Origin of the sequence: Homoserinibacter sp. YIM 151385, from assembly GCF_027912415.1 — a bacterium.
Lineage (GTDB): Bacteria > Actinomycetota > Actinomycetes > Actinomycetales > Microbacteriaceae > Schumannella.
Genome location: NZ_CP115175.1, coordinates 2,465,345 through 2,482,972 on the forward strand (window position 1 = coordinate 2,465,345; position 17,628 = coordinate 2,482,972).

Here is a 17,628-nt window from a genome sequence, read left to right on the forward strand (position 1 = left end):
CTCAGCTCCGCCCGGCGGCGGGGCGGATGCGCAGGCCCTGCGGGGTCGCGGCGAAGCCGGCGCGCTGGAGGGCGTCGCCGAGCTCCGTGCCGACCGCGTACTCGCCGTCGATGCGCTCGATGCGGATGCGGCCGCCGCTCCCGCGGATGGTCGCGGCGAGTGAGGCGGCGGCGAGCTCGCGGAGTCTCGCCTCGTGCGCCTCGGCCCCCTCCGTCCAGGTCTCGGGGGGCGGCGGCGGCGGGAAGGTGAGCACCGTCTTGCCCCCGCGCTCGATGTAGAGCGCGAGGTGCCCGTCGACGAGGGTCACGAGCGCGCCCGCCTTGCGGCCCGGGCGATGCCCCTCGACGCCCGGCCACGGCAGGGCGGCGCCGTAGGCGCTCGCGGGGTCGGTCGCGGCGAGGGTGACGGCGACGGGCTCGACGGCCCCGCGCGACTGGTCGGTGAAGGCGCGGAGGCGGTCGACCGTGGCGGGGGTCGCGAACTGCGCGGCGCCGAGCGCCTCGACGAAGTAGCCGCGGCGCGTGCGGCCCGTCTCCTCGAGCCCCGAGAGCACCTTGTACACGGTCGAGAAGCCGCCGCGCACGCCCTCCGCCTGCACGGCCCCCCGCGTGACGACGCCGTGCCGCTCGAGCAGCGACTCCGCGAGCGCGGTCGCCCGGATCGTCGTGCTCTCCTCGGGCGGCGGGAGGAGGCTCCAGCGGCCGGCGACCCGCGCATCCGAGCCGGTGGGGGAGGCGGCGGCGCGCGCGGTGCGGCGGGCGGCGGCCATCGCGGCGCGACCCCGGCGGCCCGTCGTGCGCGGACTCGCGGCGGCGGTGCGCGGGCGGGGCGGGGCGGCCCCGAGGCGTGCGCGGAGCGGCGCGAGCGTGTCGTTCGTGACGAGCCCCGACCAGGCGAGCTCCCAGAGGGCGCGGCTCAGCTCCTCGTCCGTCACGGCATCTCCCGTCGCGGCGAGGCTCATGCCGAGCTGGCGGAAGAAGAAGGCGCCCCCGGAGGCCAGCGCGTCGATGATGCGGCCGTGCAGCTCCTCGCGCGACTCGAGCGCGGGCTCCGGCAGCGTCAGGTGCGCCGTGTCGGCGAGGTGGAGGCCGAGCCAGCCGTCGCCGCCCGCGAGCTCGCCCGCGCCCGCCCACAGCACCTCGCCCGAGGAGGTGAGCTCGTCGAGCCAGGCGGGAGTGTAGTCGCGGACCCGCGAGGGGAGCACGAGCGACTCCCACGAGGAGGCCGGGAGGGCGAGGCCGCCGAGCTGGTCGATCGCGGTCACGAGGCCGTCGATGCCGCGCAGGCCGCCTGGCCGCAGCCCTGCCGCGCGCCCGCCGCCCTCCGCGGCCGCCGCACCCGAGCCGGGCGTGCCGACGTGCTGCCAGTCGGCGAGGAACCGGGCGAGCGCCGGCTGCGGCACGGGCTCGACCTCGGAGCGGAGCGCCGCGAGCGAGCGGGCGCGGAGCCGGCGGAGCACCTCCGCCTCGACCCACTCGCCGCCCGAGGCGCCGGGACGGAACTCGCCCTCGACGACGCGGCGGTCGCCCGCGAGCCGCCGGAGCGCGTCGGCGACGATCGCGACGCCGAGGCCGAGCCGGCGGGCCGCGTCCTCGACCGTGAAGGGCCCGTGCGTGCGGCTGTAGCGGCTCACGAGGTCGCCGACCGGGTCGGGCATCGGGTCGAGGAACGCGCTCGGCACGCCGATCGGGAGCGGGACGCCGAGGGCGTCGCGCAGGCGGCTCGCGTCCTCGATGACGGCCCAGCGCGGCTCGCCGCCGACGCCGGCGCGGAGGATGCGGTTGGCGCGCGCCAGCTCCTCGAGCACGCCGCCCTCGGTGTCCTCGGCCTCGAGCACGCCCTCGCGCGAGCGGGCGCGCAGCTCCTCGCGCGTGAGCGGCCCGAGGATGCGGAGCAGGTCGACGAGCCCCTCGGCGTCCTTCGCGTGCCGCTCCTCGACGAGCCGCTGCAGCTCCAGCTCGGTCTGGTCGATGACGGCCGGGTCGAGCAGCTCGCGCAGCTCGGCGCGGCCGAGGAGCTCCGCGAGGAGCGTCGGGTCGAGGCTCAGCGCCGCGGCCCGCCGCTCGGCGAGCGGGGAGTCCCCCTCGTACATGAACGCCGCGACATATCCGAAGAGGAGGGTGCGCGCGAACGGCGAGGGCACCGCGGACTCGACCTCGACCATCCGCACGCGCCGCTGCGCGAGGTCGTCGGCGAGCTCGCCGAGCGAGGGGAGGTCGTAGACGTCCTGGAGGACCTCGCGCACCGTCTCGAGGATGATCGGGAAGCTGGGGTGCTTGCGCGCCACCTCGAGCAGCTGCGCCGAGCGCTGCCGCTGCTGCCAGAGCGGCGAGCGGCGGCCGGGATCGCGGCGCGGCAGGAGCAGGGCCCTGGCCGCGCACTCGCGGAAGCGGCTCGCGAAGAGCGCGGAGCCGCCGACCTCGGTCGTCACGAGCTCGTCGAGCTCGGCCCGCTCGAAGCGGAACAGCTCGGCGCCGGGCGGCTCGGCATCCGTCTCCGGCAGCCGCACGACGATGCCGTCGTCGCCCGCCATCGCGGAGCCGTCGACGCCGTAGCGCTCCCGGATGCGCGCCGAGACCGCGAGCGCCCAGGGCGCGTGCACGGGCATGCCGTACGGGGAATGCATGACGATGCGCCAGTCGCCGAGCTCGTCGCGGAAGCGCTCGACGAGGAGCACGCGGTCGGTCGGGACGGTGCCCGTCGACTCCCGCTGCTCGGCGACGAAGGCGAGCAGGTTGTCGACCGCCCACTCGTCGAGCCCGCTCTCGCGGAGCCGCGCGCGCATCCCCTCGCCCTCGCTCGCGAGCTCGTGCGCGAAGCCGCCGATCGCGCGGCCGAGCTCGGCGGGGCGGCCGAGGCCGTCGCCCTTCCAGAACGGCACGCGGCCCGGCTGGCCGAAGGCGGGCGAGACGAGGACGCGGTCGCTCGTGATCTCCTCGATGCGCCAGCTCGTCGCGCCGAGCGCGAAGACGTCGCCGACGCGCGACTCGTAGACCATCTCCTCATCCAGCTCGCCCACTCGCCGCCCACCCGGCGAGTCGGCGTCCGAGCCGACGATGAAGACGCCGAACATGCCCCGGTCGGGGATCGTGCCGCCGCTCGTCACGGCGAGGCGCTGCGCGCCGGGACGCCCCGCGATCGTGCCGGCCACGCGATCCCAGACGATCCGGGGCCGGAGCTCCGCGAACTCGTCGCTCGGGTACCGCCCGCTGAGCAGGTCGAGCACCGACTCGTAGGCGCTCCGCGGCAGCGAGGCGAAGGGCGCGCTCGCCCGCACCCGCTCGAACCACTCCTCGACGTCGAGCTCGTCGAGCGCGACCGCGGCGACGGTCTGCTGGGCGAGGATGTCGAGGGGATGCCGCGGCACGTGGAGCGCCTCGATCCCGCCCGTGCGCATCCGCTCGCTCACGACCGTCGTCGAGAGGAGGTCGGAGCGGTGCTTCGGGTAGAGCAGCCCCTTCGACACCTCGCCGACCTGATGCCCCGCGCGACCCACGCGCTGGAGCCCGCTCGCGACGCTCGGCGGCGACTCGACCTGGATCACGAGGTCGACGGCGCCCATGTCGATGCCGAGCTCGAGCGAGCTCGTCGCGACGACGCAGCGCAGCCGGCCCGACTTCAGGTCGTCCTCGATCTGGGCGCGCTGCTCCTTGCTCACCGAGCCGTGGTGCGCGCGGGCGAGCAGCGGGATGTCGTGCTCGGCCTCGGCGGTCGCGGTGCCGCCCGGCGCGGGCGACGGCGCCCCGGCCGCCGCCGCGCCCGGCTGCCGCGTCACCCCCGAGCCGCCCACCGCCTCCGCCGGGAAGCGCGCCGGCGCGACGCCCGTCAGCCGCTCCTCGTGCACCTCGTTGAGCCGCGCCGTCAGCCGCTCGGCGAGGCGGCGCGAGTTCGCGAAGACGATCGTGGAGCGGTGGGCCAGGATGGCGTCGACGACGCTCTCGTCGACGTGCGGCCAGATCGAGCCCGCCGACTGCAGGCCGCCCTCGCCGTCTGACCCCGCATCCTCCGAGCGCTGCCGTGTGCCGAGCTCGGTCATGTCCTCCACGGGCACGACCACGCGGAGGTCGAAGCGCTTCTCGGAGGGCGGCGACACGATCGCGACCGGCGCCCGGCCGCCCAGGAAGCGGGCCACCTCCTCGACCGGCCGCACGGTCGCCGACAGCCCGATGCGCTGGGCGGGGCGGGCGAGCAGGGCGTCGAGCCGCTCGAGGGAGACGGCGAGATGCGCCCCGCGCTTCGTCGCCGCGATGGCGTGGATCTCGTCGATCACGACCGTCTCGACCCCCGCGAGGGTCTCGCGCGCCGCGCTCGTGAGCATGAGGAAGAGCGACTCGGGCGTCGTGATGAGGATGTCGGGCGGGTCCTTCTGCAGCGCCCGCCGCTCGGCCGGCGGGGTGTCGCCCGAGCGGACGCCGACGCGGATCTCGGGCGGCTGCTCGCCGAGCCGCTTCGCCGTCTGGGTGATGCCGACCAGCGGCGCCCGGAGGTTGCGCTCGACGTCGACGCCGAGCGCCTTGAGCGGCGAGATGTAGAGCACCCGGGTCCGCTGCCTCGGGGACTCCGGCGGCGCCTCGCTCGCGAGCCGGTCGAGCGACCATAAGAAGGCCGAGAGAGTCTTGCCGGAGCCGGTGGGTGCGACGACGAGCGCGTGCCCGCCGCCCGAGATCGCCGACCACGCACCCGCCTGCGCCGCCGTGGGCGCGGGGAAGGCCCCGCGGAACCACTCTCGTGTCGCGGGGGAGAAGCGGTCGAGCACCTCGTCCATCGCCTTCATCCTGCCCGGGCCCGCCGACATCCCGCTCCCCGCTCTGCCGACGCACACCTGCCCCCCACCTGCCAGGTGGGTTTCTCCGCACTCGCCGCGAGGATCCGCGCGGCGAGTGCGGAGAAACCCACCTCTCCGGGGAGGGAGGGCGTAGCGTTGCGGCATGGCCAGCGAGGCGGCGAAGCTCGAGGTCCCGGGACCGCACGGCGTGCGCGAGATGCGCGTGTCGAGTCCCGGTCGCGTCATCTGGCCCGAGTCCGGCACCACGAAGCTGCAGCTCGCCGAGTACCTCGTCGCGGTCGCCGAGCCCTTCCTCCGGCACGACGGCGGCCGGCCCATCTCCCTGCAGCGCTACCCGGGCGACATCTCGAGCGACTGGTTCTTCTCGAAGAACCCGCCCAAGGGCGCACCCGACTGGATCCGCACCGCGACCGTCGCCTACCCGAGCGGGCGCCGGCATCCCCAGCTCGTCGTCGACGAGATCGCCGCCGCCGTCTGGATGGCGCAGATGAACACGCTCGTCTTCCACCCCTGGCCGGCGACCGCGGAGGACAGCGACCACCCCGACCAGCTCCGCCTCGACCTCGACCCGCAGCCCGGGCGCGGCTACGCCGACGCCGTCGAGGTCGCGCTCGTGCTCCGCGGGCTGCTGCAGGAGGTCGGGCTCGAGCCGGTCGTCAAGACGAGCGGCAACCGCGGCCTCCACGTCGTCGCCGCGATCCGGCCCGAGCACGACTACATCGAGGTGCGGCACGCCGTCATCGCGGTCGCGCGCGAGCTCGAGCGCCGCCTGCCCGACGACGTCACGACCTCCTGGTGGAAGGAGGAGCGCGGCGAGCGCATCTTCATCGACTACAACCAGGCCGCCCGCGACCGCACGACCGCCGGCGCCTACAGCCCTCGCGCGACACCCGGCGCGACCGTCTCGACGCCGCTCGCGTGGGACGAGCTGCCCGGCTCCGACCCCGCCGAGCACACGATCGCGACCGTGCCCGCGCGACTCGCCTCGCTCGGCGACCCGTGGGAGGGATGGGATGCGGCGCCCGGCAGCATCCGCCCGCTCCTGGAGTGGTGGGAGCGGGACGCGGCGGCCGGCCTCGGCGAGCTCGTCTACCCGCCCGACTACCCCAAGATGCCGGGCGAGCCGCCGCGCGTCGCGCCGAGCCGGGCCAAGAAGGACTGAGCCCGCTCAGGCTCGGCCGAGGACTTCGGCGAGGTCGTACGACGCCGGCACCTCGAGCTGCGCGAAGGTGCACGAGGCGGCGTCCCGGTCCGGCCGCCAGCGTCGGAACTGCGCCGAGTGCCGGAATCTCGCGCCCTCCATCTGGTCGTAGCGCACCTCGACGACGCGCTCGGGCCGCAGCCGCACGAAGCTCGTGTCGCGACCCGAGCTGAAGCGGTTCCGCTCGCCCTCGCCGCGCACCGCCTCCCCGTCCGCGTCGCGCTCCACGAGCGGCTCGAGCTCCTCGACGAGCTCCGCGCGCCGCGCCGTGGTGAACGCCGAGACGCCCCCGACGCTGCGCAGCTCGCCGTCGTCGTAGAGGCCGAGCAGCAGCGAGCCGATCCCCGTGCCGGATCTGTGGATGCGGTAGCCGATCACGACCGCATCCGCCGTGCGCTCGTGCTTGATCTTGAGCATGGTGCGCTTGCCGGGCTGATACGGCTGCTCGAGCGGCTTCGCGACCACGCCGTCGAGGCCGGCGCCCTCGAAGTCCTCGAGCCAGCGGCCGGCGAGCTCCGCGTCGGCGGTCGTGCGCGTCAGATGCAGCGGCGGCTGCGCGTCGGCGAGCAGCGCCTCGAGTCGCTCGCGGCGCTCCCGGAACGGCAGGTCGAGCCGCGGCTCGCCGTCCTCCTGGAGCAGGTCGAAGGCGACGAGCGAGGCCGGCGTCTCGGCCGCGAGCCGCTCGATGCGCGAGGCCGCGGGGTGGATGCGCTGCGACAGCGCCTCCCAGTCGAGCCGCTCGGCGCCGAGCTCGCCGCGGCGCACCACGATCTCGCCGTCGAGCACCGTGCCGGATGCCAGCTGCGCCTCGAGCGCCGACACCAGCTCCGGGAAGTAGCGCGTGAGCAGCTTGCCGCCGCGGCTGCCCAGCTCGACGCGGCCCTCGGCGTCGACGGCGACGATCGCGCGGAAGCCGTCCCATTTCGGCTCGAAGCGCAACCCGCCCGCGACGGCGTCGGCCGCGGGCACCGCGGCGACCGCCTTCGCGAGCATCGGCTCGAGGGATGCGTCGACCGGCTCCGTCATGCCCGCAGGCTAGTCGCGCCGAGCGTCCGCGAGCCGGTCCCGCAGGAAGCTCACGACATCCGCGAGCTCCTGCGGCGAGACGCCGTGGCCGAGCTGCTCGTAGGCGCCGAGCACGAGCGCGCTGTGGCCGGGCAGGAAGTCGAGCGTGCGGTCGATGGCCGCGGCCGGGATGACGGGGTCGGCGAGACCGCGCCCGTAGAAGACCGGCGGTCGCCGCTCGGCCAGCACGGCATCCCCCGGCTGCTCGGCGGTCGCGGCGAAGCCGGCGAGGTTCACGACGTAGTCGATCGCGTCGGGATCCCGGCGGAGCGCCTCGAGGGCGATCGCGCCGCCCTGCGAGAAGCCGAGGAGCCCGACGCTCGAGGCCTCGCCGCGGTTCGCCGCCACCCACGCCAGCACGGCATCCGCGGCGGGGTCGACCCGCTCCGGCACGGGCGCGCCCGGCACAGCGCCGTCGAGCGAGAACCAGGCGTAGCCGGGACCCTCGCGCCGCGGCGCGCGGAGGGAGGCGATCGTGAGCTCGAGCGGGAGCTGCGGCGAGAGCCCGAAGAGGTCGCCCTCGTGGCTGCCGTAGCCGTGCAGCAGCACGAGGAGCGGCCGACCGGGGCGCTCGGCCTCCGGGGTCGACCAGATGACGGCGTCGGAATCGATCACGCGCACGACGGTAGCCGACCGGTAAGAATGGAGCATGGCCTCCGTCGGCACCCCTGACCCTGATCCGATCCCCGAGCCGCCGCGTCCCGACGCGAGCTCCTCGTGGCTGAGCGACGCCGAGCTCGAGGACGTGCGCCGCCGCCTCCCGCTGCTCTACGTCGAGGCGGTGCCGGTGCGGGTCGACGGGATGGGCGTCGTGACGAGCGTCGGCATCCTGCTCCGCGCGAACGCGCAGGGCTCCATCACGCGCACGCTCGTGAGCGGCCGCGTCATGTTCGGCGAGACGCTGCGCGATGCGCTCTTCCGCCACCTGGAGAAGGATCTCGGGCCCATGGCGTTCCCGCAGCTGCCGCCGTCGCCGGTGCCGTTCTCGGTCGCCGAGTACTTCCCGATCCCGGGGCTCAGCGCCTATATCGACGAGCGGCAGCACGCCGTCTCGCTCGCCTACGTCGTGCCGGTCACGGGCACCTGCGAGCCGCGCCAGGATGCCCTCGAGCTCACCTGGATGACGCCCGCCGAGGCCTCGAGCGCCGCCGTCCACGCCGAGATGGAGGGCGGGCGCGGCACCCTGCTCCGCGCGGCCCTCGCCTCGGTCGGCGTGCTCGGCTAGCGCTCGGCTCCGGCGCGCCGATCCGACGCGCCGGAGGCCGCCCCGGCGTCGCGCGGGAGCGGCCTCCTGTGCATGGCTCGCGTTCAGCGCCCGCCCTGGCGGCGCCCGCCGCCGTTCTGCCGCACGACCGAGCCCACCATGAGCTTGCCCGAGCCGCCGCCCTGCGCGGCGCCGGCACGGCGGCCGGTGCGACGGCCGTTCGACTTCGGGGTCTCGCCCGTCTTGACGCCCTCGGGGCGGCCCGAGCGGTCGCGTCGGGGCTGGCCGACGCGCGCCTCGCCCTGCGCCGTGTCGCGCGCGCCGCGGCCGTCGCCCTGCGCGCCGCCGCGACCGGAGCCCTGCCCGCGCCCGCCGCGCCCGCCCGCGCCGCCGCGCGTGCCGGCATCCCGCTGGTCCTGCTTGCGGCGGGCGTTCGCGCCCGTCGAGCGCCCGCCGCCGCCCTGCTGCACCCGCTGGACGGGCTTCGGCGCGACGTACGGCGCGACGTCGCCGACGAGCTCCGACACCGCCGGGGACTCGGCGGAGACGCGCTGCGGCTCGACCGCGATCGCCGCCTTGCGGAGCAGCTTCGCGAGGTCGCCGCGCTGCTCGGGGAGCGAGATCGTCACGACCGCGCCCTCGGCGCCCGCGCGGGCGGTGCGGCCCGATCGGTGCAGGTACGCCTTGTGCTCCATGGGCGGGTCGACGTGGACGACGAGCTCGACGTCGTCGACGTGCACGCCCCGCGCCGCGACATCCGTCGCCACCATGACGCGGACCGAGCCCTCGCCGAAGGCGGCGAGGTTGCGGTCGCGCTGCGGCTGGCTGAGGTTGCCGTGCAGGTCGACCGCGGGGATGCCGGAGGCGGTGAGCTGCTGCGCGAGACGCTTCGCGTGGTGCTTCGTGCGCATGAAGAGGATGCGGCGGCCGGTGCCCGAGGCGAGGGTGCGCACGAGTTCCTTCTTCGCGTCGACCGACTCCACCTCGAAGACCGTGTGGCTCATGGCCTCGACGGGCGAGGTCGCCTCGTCGACGGAGTGGAGCACCTCGTCGCGCAGGAACCGGCGCACGAGCTTGTCGACGCCGTTGTCGAGCGTCGCGCTGAAGAGCAGGCGCTGGCCGTCGGCGGGGGTGGCGTCGAGGATGCGGGTCACCCCGGGCAGGAAGCCCAGGTCGGCCATGTGGTCGGCCTCGTCGAGCACCGTGATCTCGATCGCGTCGAGGCGCACGTGCTTCTGCTGCATGAGGTCCTCGAGGCGGCCCGGGCAGGCGACGATGATGTCGACGCCGGCCTGGAGGGCCTGCACCTGGCGGTTCTGGCTCACGCCGCCGTAGATGGTGGTCGTCTTCAGGCCGTAGGCCTCGGCGAGCGGTGCGAGGGTCGCGGCGATCTGGGTCGCGAGCTCGCGGGTCGGCGCGAGCACGAGGCCGAGCGGGCGGCCGGCGCGGCGCGAGCCGCCCCCGAGGGCGCCGCCGAGGCGGGCGACCATGGGGATCGAGAAGGCGAGGGTCTTGCCGGAGCCGGTGCGGCCGCGGCCGAGCACGTCGCGTCCGGCGAGCGTGTCGGGGAGGGTGTCGGCCTGGATGGGGAAGGGCGCCGTCTTGCCGTCCGCGGCGAGGGCGGCGACGATCGGGGCGGGCACGCCGAGCGTTCTGAAGGTCGTGTCGGACACGTGGTGCTTTCTGTCGGGTGCCGGCGGCGCGCAGGCGCGCGCGACCGGATCTGGCGACGATGCCGTCGGCATCGAAGTTCGCCGGAGAAGATGTCAGCCGGGCGGATCGGGCCGCGATCCGGAGCGGGTCCGAGGTCGGGGCGATCGTGGCGGCGAGGGAGCGTTCTACGACGCGAGAGCGCGATCATCGCGCTGCAGGTGAACCGAGTCTAGCCGGAGACCGCCCGCATCCGCTCCCCGACAGGCACCTCGACCTCCAGCCGGTTGCCCGGCTGCGCGAGCGGGCACGCCCAGGCGGGGTCGTAGGCGCACGAGGGGTTGTAGGCGAAGTTGAGGTCGACGACGAGCGTCTCGGGCGGCCGGCCGGGGCCGAGATCGGCGCCCTTCACGGTGTCGAGGAGGTAGCGCCCGGCGCCGTAGGTGCCGCCCGGGCGCCCCGCGAGCGCGTCCTTGACGGGCAGGAACAGCCCGCCGCCGTAGGAGGCGAGCCGCCAGAGGTCGAGCGATCCGGCCCCCGGGATCTCCACGCGGCCCAGCAGCTCGAACGGGACCCGGCCGTCGGTGCCCGTCTCGACCTCGATCCTCCGCGGCTCCTCCGCCGCGATCACGGGCAGCTCGAAGCGCCAGGCGGGGTCGTAGCCCGGCACGGGCACGCCGGCGAAGTCGGCGCGCTCGGCGTCGGGGATGGGGGTCGCGGGATGCGAGCGCAGCAGCTCGTCGCGCTCGGCGACCCAGCGGGCGTGGGCCGCGGCGGGGTCGGCCTCGGCGCGCACCCGCTCGTACATCGAGAACACGCGACGGCGCCAGTCGGCGACGTCGACCGCGGTGCGGATCGCGGGGCTCATGCCGCCGCCTTCCGGCCGCGACGGGCCGCGAGGCGCTGGATCCGCATCCCCCGCCACTGCCACATCGCCCAGTACATCGGCCACATCGCGATCGCGATCGGACCGCGCGTGTCGAGGCGGTCGCGGTAGAGGGTGCGGCCCGAGGGCGCCGGGGTGACCGCCATGCGGTGGCGCCAGTCGCCGACCGTGCCGAGGAGCCCCGCGACCGGGCCGCCGTCGTCGGTGAGGATGCGCGTCTCGCCGCGCGTCTCGCTGCCGAGCTCGACGCGCGCCTCCCCGACCGGGAGGAGCCCGAGGAGGCGGAGCTCGATCGGGTAGCCGGGGCCCTCCTCCCAGCGCGCCGGCATCCGCGAGCCGTCGAGCATCCGCGCCCGCAGCCAGGGGCCGAGGCAGTACCGCATCCCGGCGCTCTCGTGGAGGAGCTCCCAGGCCTCGTCGGCGGTGCAGTCGAGCTCGAGTCGCAGGGTCACGCGCATGCCCCCAGTCTGCGCCAGCCGCCGTGACGCCGCATGACCTCGCGGCCCGCACCCAGTCCGGGGCGCCGCTAGCCTCGTCAGCGTGAGCGAGGCGCAGGGCGACTACCAGGTCCGGTTCGAGTGGGGCGCGGCGGGGGCGGCGCAGGTGGCGCAGGATGCCGACGTCCTCGTCTGGGTCGACCAGCTCGGCGAGCAGCCCGCCCCCGAGGCGCCCGCGGGCGTCGCCGTCGTGCACGGCACGATCCAGTCGAGCGCCGCGATCGGCGCCTGGTCGCTCGCGCGGCAGGAGGCCCTCGGCGGCCGCTTCCGCATCGCGGTCGTCGCGGCGGGGGAGCCGCGCGCCGACGGCAGTCTCCGATTCGCGGTCGAGGACCTCCTCGCGGCGGGCGCGGTCATCGAGGAGATCGCCGCCCTCGGCATCGACCACCAGTCGCCCGAGGCCGCGGCGGCCGCCTCGGCGCACACGGGGCTCCGCCGGGCGACCCGCCATCTGCTCTCGGCGTCCGTCACCGCGCGGGCGGCGGGCGGCATCCGGCTCGACCTCGATCCTGTGGATGCGGTCACCGTCCTGCGGGAGTCCGCCCCGGCGTGATCGGATGAGAATCCGGCGAGCGCACCGGCGCCGCCCTCACCGAGCACGGAGGTCGTCATGCCCAAGGCCGTCATCAACGGAGTCGTCATCGCGGAGGCGCCCGAGTCGGAGGTCTTCCACATCGAGGGGAACGTCTACTTCCCGCCGTCGAGCGTGAAGACCGAGCTCCTCAAGGAGAGCCCGACCCCCTACACCTGCCCCTGGAAGGGCGCCTGCCAGTACTACTCGGTGGACGACGGCGGCACCTGGCTGCAGGACCGCGCCTTCGCCTACCCGGATCTCTACGACGGCGCGGTCGAGCGCGTCGGCGGCGACTTCGCCGGCTACATCGTGTTCTGGAAGGAGGTGCAGGTCACCGACTGACCTGCCCTCCTCTCACCCGTCCCGCCACGCTCGCCCAGATGTGAGTTTTTCCGCATTCGCACCGAGGATCCTCGGTGCGAATGCGGAAAAACTCACATCTCGGGACGGGATATGACGCGGGCGGCGCGCGCCGCAGCGGCGCGCTCGCGGTGTGCCCGCACCTTCGCGCGGTTGCCGCAGCGCTGCATCGAGCACCAGCGGCGGTTGCGCGTGCGCGACTCGTCGCGGAACACCAGACGGCAGTCGTCCGCCTCGCAGCGCCGCAGCCGCCCCTCGTCCTCGCCGAGCACCGCGATCGCATCCCGCGCGAGGCTCGAGAGCGCCTGTGCGACGCGAAGGCGGCCGGCGCCCGCCTGACGTGCGCCGCCCGGGAGCGCGGGCGGGATGTCGGGCATCGCGGCGTAGAGGTTGAGCGTGTCGACGTCGTCGGGCGCCGGCTCCTCGCCGTCCACGACGGCGGTCGCGAGGCGGGAGATCGCGCCGCGCAGCGCGAGCGCGTCGAGGAGCTCGCGCGGGCCCGCATCCTCGGCCGCGAGGCGCGGCTCGCGCTCGGCGAGCCAGGCGCCGAGGTCGCGCGGCTCGCGGAGGCGCTCCCAGGCGTCGACGCCCAGACCCCGGTCGCCTGTATAGGCGAAGTCGAGGCTCGGCGCGCCCGCGTCGAAGCGCCAGCGCCGGCCGTCGCCCGAGATGATCCACTGGCCGGGGCCGTCGGAGGGATGTCGCATGTAACCAATGTAGTCAGTTACATCGCGACGTCAGGAGTCGCCCAGGACCCCAGCCGGGAGTCGCCGCGCGGCGCACGGTCTGCGTCCACATCGTGCCGACGGGCCCCGATCCGGGCTCGGTCGTCGTCATGCGATCAGCGTCGAGCCGCCCTCCGACGAGCGGGAGGCGTCGCGTCGACGCCACTCGATCGCGAGCGCCGGATCGAAGCGCCGCGAGCACTTCGCGCAGCTGAGCACGCGCGTCGGCTTCCGGTAGCGGTAGTGCTCGTGGCCGTTCGGGCACTCGCCGATCCAGGTCGCGAGCTCGCTCGCGATCGCCCCGTCGTGGAGGCGGGAGCCGACGTAGCCGAGCTCCGCCGCCGTCTGCTTCCAGCGGGTGCCGTGCCCGGCGCGCGGCCCCGCGATCGCGTGCGCGACCTCGTGCAGCAGCACCTGGTGGATCTCGTCGTCGTCGAAGCGCCCCGCGAGGTGCCGCGAGACCGTGATCCGCTTGCGCCCGTAGTCGCACTGGCCGGCGCGCGTCTTCGCGGCGTCGAAGGCGAAGGTCCAGACAGCGGGGTCGAGGTGCAGCCTGATGAGCGCCTCCGCCCAGTGCCGCACGCGGTCCAGCTCTGCCATCAGCCCTCCCTCGGCGCGTCGAGCCGCACCTCGAGGAGGCGGTCGGCGCCGGGCTCGCCGCCGCGGTCTCCGTTGCTCGTGATGAAGCGGAGCGTCTCGCCGTCCGGCCCCGGCTGCACGTGCCGGATGCGCCCGAACTCGCCCTCGAACCAGGCGACGGCGGAGACGCTCGACGCATCCTCGCTCGGGGACAGCGCCCAGACGCGCTCGCCGCGGAGCGCCGCGAGGAAGAGGGTGCCGCGCACCGCCGTCAGCCCGCTCGGGCTCGCCTCCGCGGTCGACCACTGGTGCACGGGGTCGATGAAGCGCTCGTCGCCGGCCTCGCCCTCGACGACGGGCCAGCCGTAGTCGCCGCCCGGCTCGATCAGGTTGAGCTCATCCCAGGTGTCCTGCCCGAACTCGGCCGCCCACATCCGGCCCCGGTCGTCCCAGGCGAGGCCCTGCGGGTTCCGGTGCCCCATCGTGTAGACGGGCGAGCCTGGGTCGGGGTTGTCCTCGGGCACGCCGCCCTGCGGCGTCAGGCGGAGGATCTTGCCGTTGAGGGATGCCGGATCCTGCGAGAGCGCGGTGTCGGAGGCGTCGCCCGTCGTCGCGTACAGCATGCCGTCGGGCCCGAAGGCGATGCGGCCGCCGTTGTGGTTGCCGGCCTTGCGGATGCCGTCGAGGACCACCTCGGCGGCGGCCGTGTCGAGCTCCGGGGCGCTCGCCGCGTCGCCGTCGCCGAGCTCGAGCGGCATCCGGATGATCCGGTTGTCCTCGGCGCTCGTGGTGAAGGCGTAGAGCCAGGTGGTCTGCTCGGCCTCGTCCGTCCAGCGGGCGATGCCGAGCAGGCCGCCCTCGCCGCCGGGCTCGACGCCCGGCACCTCGCCGAGGACGGTCTCCCGGCCCTCCGCGTCGAGGTGCTTCACGAGCGCGGTGTCGCGCTCGGAGAGGATCGTCGTGCCGTCGTCGAGCAGCTCGAAGGACCACGGCGTCGTGAGGCCGTCGGTGAGCTCGACGACCTCGCCGACCGGGACGCGGCTGTCGGAGTCCGGCGGGAGCTCGGCCGTGCTCGGACTGCAGCCGGCGAGCGCGCCGAGCGCGAGCGCCGCGGCGCCCGCGATCGCGATCCGTGCCGTCGTGCGCCTCATGCCGTCATTCTCGCCGACGATCCCGCGCTCCGGCCGGGAGCCGCGTCCGCGCCGCATCCCGGGACCCGGTCCTCGCGTGGCCCGCGCGCGCCACGCCGCGGTGAGGGGTCCCATATGACGGATTCCGCGGGGCTGGAGTGGTCATCTGGGACCCCTCACGGAGCGGACGACCGCGGCCCGCGCGCTCAGCCGCCCGAGCCGGGGCGGGTCTGGAAGATGCTCCGCGCGGGCGGCGGCGAGGGGATCGCGGTCTGGTCGGTCGCGATCGGCGCGCCCGCGATCCAGTCCTCGAGCTCGCGGCCGTGCACGACCTTCGCGGGGTGCGGTCCGCCCGCGAGCAGGCGCGGCATCCACTCGAGCGGGAGCTCGCCGCGGGAGGCGGCGAAGACGACGTTGCCGAAGCGCCGCCCCTTGAGCAGCTGGGTGTCGGCGAGCGCCGCGACGTCGCGCAGCACGTGCCCGATCGTGGCCGCCTGGCCGCGCGCGAAGCGGAGTCCGGTGCCGTCGGCGATGTTGACGAGCAGGATGCCGGCCGGCGAGAGCCAGTCGGCGCACTCCGCGTAGAACTCGGCGCTCGTGACGTGGGCGGGGATGGTGTCGCCCCCGAAGACGTCGACGACGAGGACGTCGACCTGCCCCCGCATCCCCTCGGGCAGCTTCGCGAGGACCTCGCGCGCGTCGCCGTAGCGGATGCGGATGGAGCCCGAGCGGGGGAGCGGGAGCGCGGTGCGCACGAGCTCGACGAGCGCGGGCTCGAGCTCGACGACCTGCTGGCGGGAGCCGGGGCGCGTGGCCTCGATGTAGCGCGGGATGGTGAGGGCGCCGGCGCCGAGGTGGACGGCGGTGACGGGGCCCTCGGGGAGCTGGTCGATGACGTGCCCCATGCGGCGGATGTACTCGAAGAAGAGGTGCGAGGGGTCGTCGAGGTCGACGTGCGACTGGGGCGTGCCGTCGACGACGAGCTCGTAGGCGCCGTCGCGGAAGCGGTCGGGGCGGATCTCGGCGAGGTACCCGCTCGAGAGGGTCGCCGTGGGGCGCGCCGCCTCGTCTCGCCGTCCGCTCACGGCACCACCCTAGTCAGCCCGCACCGACAGGTGACGCGCATCAAAACCTTGCATCCGATAGGGATTCGAGGTTCACTGGTGCCACGACGAACAAGGGAGTTCATCCATGCACCGGCGCATCCCCCTCCTCCTCGGCGCGGCCGTCGCGAGCCTCGCGCTCGCCGTCCCGCCCGCCGCCGCGAGCGCGGCCACGGCATCCCCCGCGTCCCAGGCCGGCGGCGACCACGACCGCGGCCGCGGCGGCGATCGCGGCCACGACCCCGGCACGGGCAGGGCCGACACCCGCGACCTGACGCGCTGGGCCGCCGACACCTGGGCCTCGCTCGACGCCATGACCGATCCCCGCACCGGGCTCGCGGCCGACCACATCGACGCCGGGCTCGAGACCCCGAGCGAGTACACGAGCCCGACGAACATCGGCGGCTACCTCTGGTCGACCGTCGCCGCGCGCGACGCCGGCATCATCTCGACGCGGGAGGCGCGCGAGCGCATGCGTGCGACCCTCGACTCCCTCGAGGTCATGGAGCGCCACGAGCCGAGTGGGCAGTTCTACAACTGGTATTCGCCGACGACGCGCGAGAAGCTCACCGAGTGGCCGGGATCGGGCGACCCGCTGCATCCCTTCCTCTCGACCGTCGACAACGGCTGGCTCGCGGCATCCCTCCGCATCGTCGCCGCCGCCGACCGGAAGCTCGAGCGCCAGGCGACCGGGCTCTACCGCTCGATGGACTTCTCCTGGTTCCACGACCTCGAGGGCCGGGAGGGCAAGAACCTCAACCGCGGCGGCTTCTGGGTCGAGCAGCCCGGCGAGACCTGCGCCGAGCCCGGCAACTACGGCGACGACGGGCCGGACGTCTACTACACCTGCCACTGGTACGACACGACCGTGAGCGAGGCGCGCATCGCGACCTACATCGGCATCGCGAACGGCCAGATCCCCGCCTCGGCGTACTACACGACGTACCGCACCATGCCCGATCAGGGCTGCGACTTCGGGTGGCAGGAGCAGAAGCCCGAGGGCGAGACCCGCACCTACCGGACCGGCCGCGGGGAGACTGTGGAGACCTACGAGGGCACCTACGCCTACGACGGCATGCGGCTCGTGCCCGCCTGGGGCGGCAGCATGTTCGAGGCGCTCATGCCCGACCTGCTCGTGCCCGAGGCCGACTGGGGGAAGCGCTCCTGGGCGGCGAACCACGAGGCCACCGTGCGGGCGCAGATCCACCACGGGCTCGACGAGGCCGGCTACGGCTACTGGGGCTTCTCGCCCTCCTCGAACCCGGAGGGCGGCTACCGCGAGTACGGCGTCGAGTCGATCGGCATCTCCTCCGACGGCTACGGCTCGGACGTCGAGAAGACGGATGTCGACCTCGGCTACGAGGGCTGCCGCGAGGCCGCGAACCCCGAGCCGGACTTCGGCGACGGCGTCGTCACGCCGCACGCCGCCTTCCTCGCGCTGCCCTACGAGAAGCGCGCCGCGATCGACAACCTCCGGAGGATCGAGACGGAGCTCGGCGCCTACGGGAAGGGCGGGTTCCTGGATGCCGCGACGACCTCCTCGGGCCAGCTCGCCCAGGTGCACCTCTCGCTCGACCAGTCGATGATCATGGCGGCCATCTCGAACGAGCTCTCGCGCGACGCGCTCAAGGGCTACTTCGTCGACCGCGCCTTCGAGAGGACGGTGCGCCCGCTCGTCGCGCAGCAGCGCTTCGGCACGCGGCTGCGCTAGCGGAGGACCGGGGGGATCGGGGCTCGCTCGCCCGCCGCGCTCGGGGCGGCGGGCGAGGATGCGGCCGGGATCCGGCGGTGCCGCGCGGGTTATACGCCGAAGCCGGAGGCAAGTCAAGAAACGACTGGACGCGGCGCGTCGATCGGGTCTATGCTTG

At 74.9% G+C, this 17,628-nt stretch carries 15 protein-coding genes; 5 read left to right on the forward strand and 10 right to left on the reverse strand.

The annotated features are described in order from the left end of the window. Position 1: 1 nt before the first annotated feature. The gene (locus tag OF852_RS11980; protein WP_271119389.1) at positions 2 to 4,765 is read right to left on the reverse strand and encodes an ATP-dependent helicase; all 4,764 of its coding nucleotides are present in this window, start codon (positions 4,763 to 4,765) and stop codon (positions 2 to 4) included. A gap of 163 nt (positions 4,766 to 4,928) precedes the next feature. Between OF852_RS11980 and ligD the strand changes: the two genes are divergently transcribed. Next, positions 4,929 to 5,948: a non-homologous end-joining DNA ligase gene (gene ligD / locus OF852_RS11985; RefSeq protein ID WP_271119390.1), complete on the forward strand. Its 1,020-nt coding sequence runs from the start codon at positions 4,929 to 4,931 to the stop codon at positions 5,946 to 5,948. Positions 5,949 to 5,954: 6 nt separating this feature from the next. On the opposite strand, the gene OF852_RS11990 is transcribed toward ligD, so the two are convergent. Together OF852_RS11990 and OF852_RS11995 are read right to left on the reverse strand one after the other, a co-directional pair. After that, entirely contained in the window at positions 5,955 to 7,013 is a 1,059-nt protein-coding gene (locus OF852_RS11990) for an ATP-dependent DNA ligase (RefSeq protein WP_271119391.1), read from the reverse strand. Positions 7,014 to 7,022: 9 nt separating this feature from the next. Continuing rightward, positions 7,023 to 7,667 (reverse strand): alpha/beta hydrolase, encoded by a 645-nt coding sequence (locus tag OF852_RS11995; protein WP_333781462.1) that lies wholly within the window; start codon positions 7,665 to 7,667, stop codon positions 7,023 to 7,025. A 34-nt stretch (positions 7,668 to 7,701) separates the two neighbouring features. Here OF852_RS11995 and OF852_RS12000 point away from each other — a divergent pair, with 34 nt between their 5' ends. Beyond that, positions 7,702 to 8,277, forward strand: coding sequence for an NUDIX hydrolase family protein (locus OF852_RS12000; RefSeq protein ID WP_271119393.1), 576 nt, complete (start codon positions 7,702 to 7,704; stop codon positions 8,275 to 8,277). Positions 8,278 to 8,360: 83 nt separating this feature from the next. On the opposite strand, the gene OF852_RS12005 is transcribed toward OF852_RS12000, so the two are convergent. From OF852_RS12005 to OF852_RS12015, 3 genes are all read right to left on the reverse strand, one after another. Continuing rightward, positions 8,361 to 9,929: a DEAD/DEAH box helicase gene (locus tag OF852_RS12005; protein WP_271119394.1), complete on the reverse strand. Its 1,569-nt coding sequence runs from the start codon at positions 9,927 to 9,929 to the stop codon at positions 8,361 to 8,363. Positions 9,930 to 10,138: 209 nt separating this feature from the next. Next, positions 10,139 to 10,774: a DUF1684 domain-containing protein gene (locus OF852_RS12010; protein ID WP_271119395.1), complete on the reverse strand. Its 636-nt coding sequence runs from the start codon at positions 10,772 to 10,774 to the stop codon at positions 10,139 to 10,141. Continuing rightward, positions 10,771 to 11,250, reverse strand: a complete 480-nt coding sequence (locus tag OF852_RS12015) for a hypothetical protein (RefSeq protein WP_271119396.1) — start codon at positions 11,248 to 11,250, stop codon at positions 10,771 to 10,773. Before OF852_RS12015 ends, OF852_RS12010 begins: the two co-directional genes overlap by 4 nt. An 82-nt stretch (positions 11,251 to 11,332) precedes the next feature. Here OF852_RS12015 and OF852_RS12020 point away from each other — a divergent pair, with 82 nt between their 5' ends. Beyond that, positions 11,333 to 11,842, forward strand: a complete 510-nt coding sequence (locus OF852_RS12020; protein WP_271119397.1) for a hypothetical protein — start codon at positions 11,333 to 11,335, stop codon at positions 11,840 to 11,842. Between the two features lie 57 nt (positions 11,843 to 11,899). Further along, positions 11,900 to 12,205: a DUF427 domain-containing protein gene (locus OF852_RS12025; RefSeq protein ID WP_271119398.1), complete on the forward strand. Its 306-nt coding sequence runs from the start codon at positions 11,900 to 11,902 to the stop codon at positions 12,203 to 12,205. 92 nt (positions 12,206 to 12,297) lie between these two features. On the opposite strand, the gene OF852_RS12030 is transcribed toward OF852_RS12025, so the two are convergent. The 4 genes from OF852_RS12030 to OF852_RS12045 form a co-directional block, all read right to left on the reverse strand. Beyond that, positions 12,298 to 12,930, reverse strand: coding sequence for a CGNR zinc finger domain-containing protein (locus OF852_RS12030; RefSeq protein WP_271119399.1), 633 nt, complete (start codon positions 12,928 to 12,930; stop codon positions 12,298 to 12,300). A 126-nt stretch (positions 12,931 to 13,056) separates the two neighbouring features. Then, the gene (locus OF852_RS12035) at positions 13,057 to 13,548 is read right to left on the reverse strand and encodes a SprT-like domain-containing protein (protein ID WP_271119400.1); all 492 of its coding nucleotides are present in this window, start codon (positions 13,546 to 13,548) and stop codon (positions 13,057 to 13,059) included. Further along, a complete protein-coding gene (locus OF852_RS12040) occupies positions 13,548 to 14,678 on the reverse strand; it encodes a PQQ-dependent sugar dehydrogenase (RefSeq protein WP_271119401.1) in 1,131 nt (376 codons plus the stop codon). Before OF852_RS12040 ends, OF852_RS12035 begins: the two co-directional genes overlap by 1 nt. A 185-nt stretch (positions 14,679 to 14,863) precedes the next feature. Further along, entirely contained in the window at positions 14,864 to 15,742 is an 879-nt protein-coding gene (locus OF852_RS12045; protein WP_271119402.1) for a spermidine synthase, read from the reverse strand. A gap of 106 nt (positions 15,743 to 15,848) precedes the next feature. On the opposite strand from OF852_RS12045, the gene OF852_RS12050 reads away from it, so the two are divergent. Beyond that, on the forward strand, positions 15,849 to 17,471 hold the full coding sequence (locus tag OF852_RS12050) for a glucoamylase family protein (protein ID WP_271119403.1): 1,623 nt from the start codon (positions 15,849 to 15,851) through the stop codon (positions 17,469 to 17,471). Positions 17,472 to 17,628: the final 157 nt, after the last annotated feature.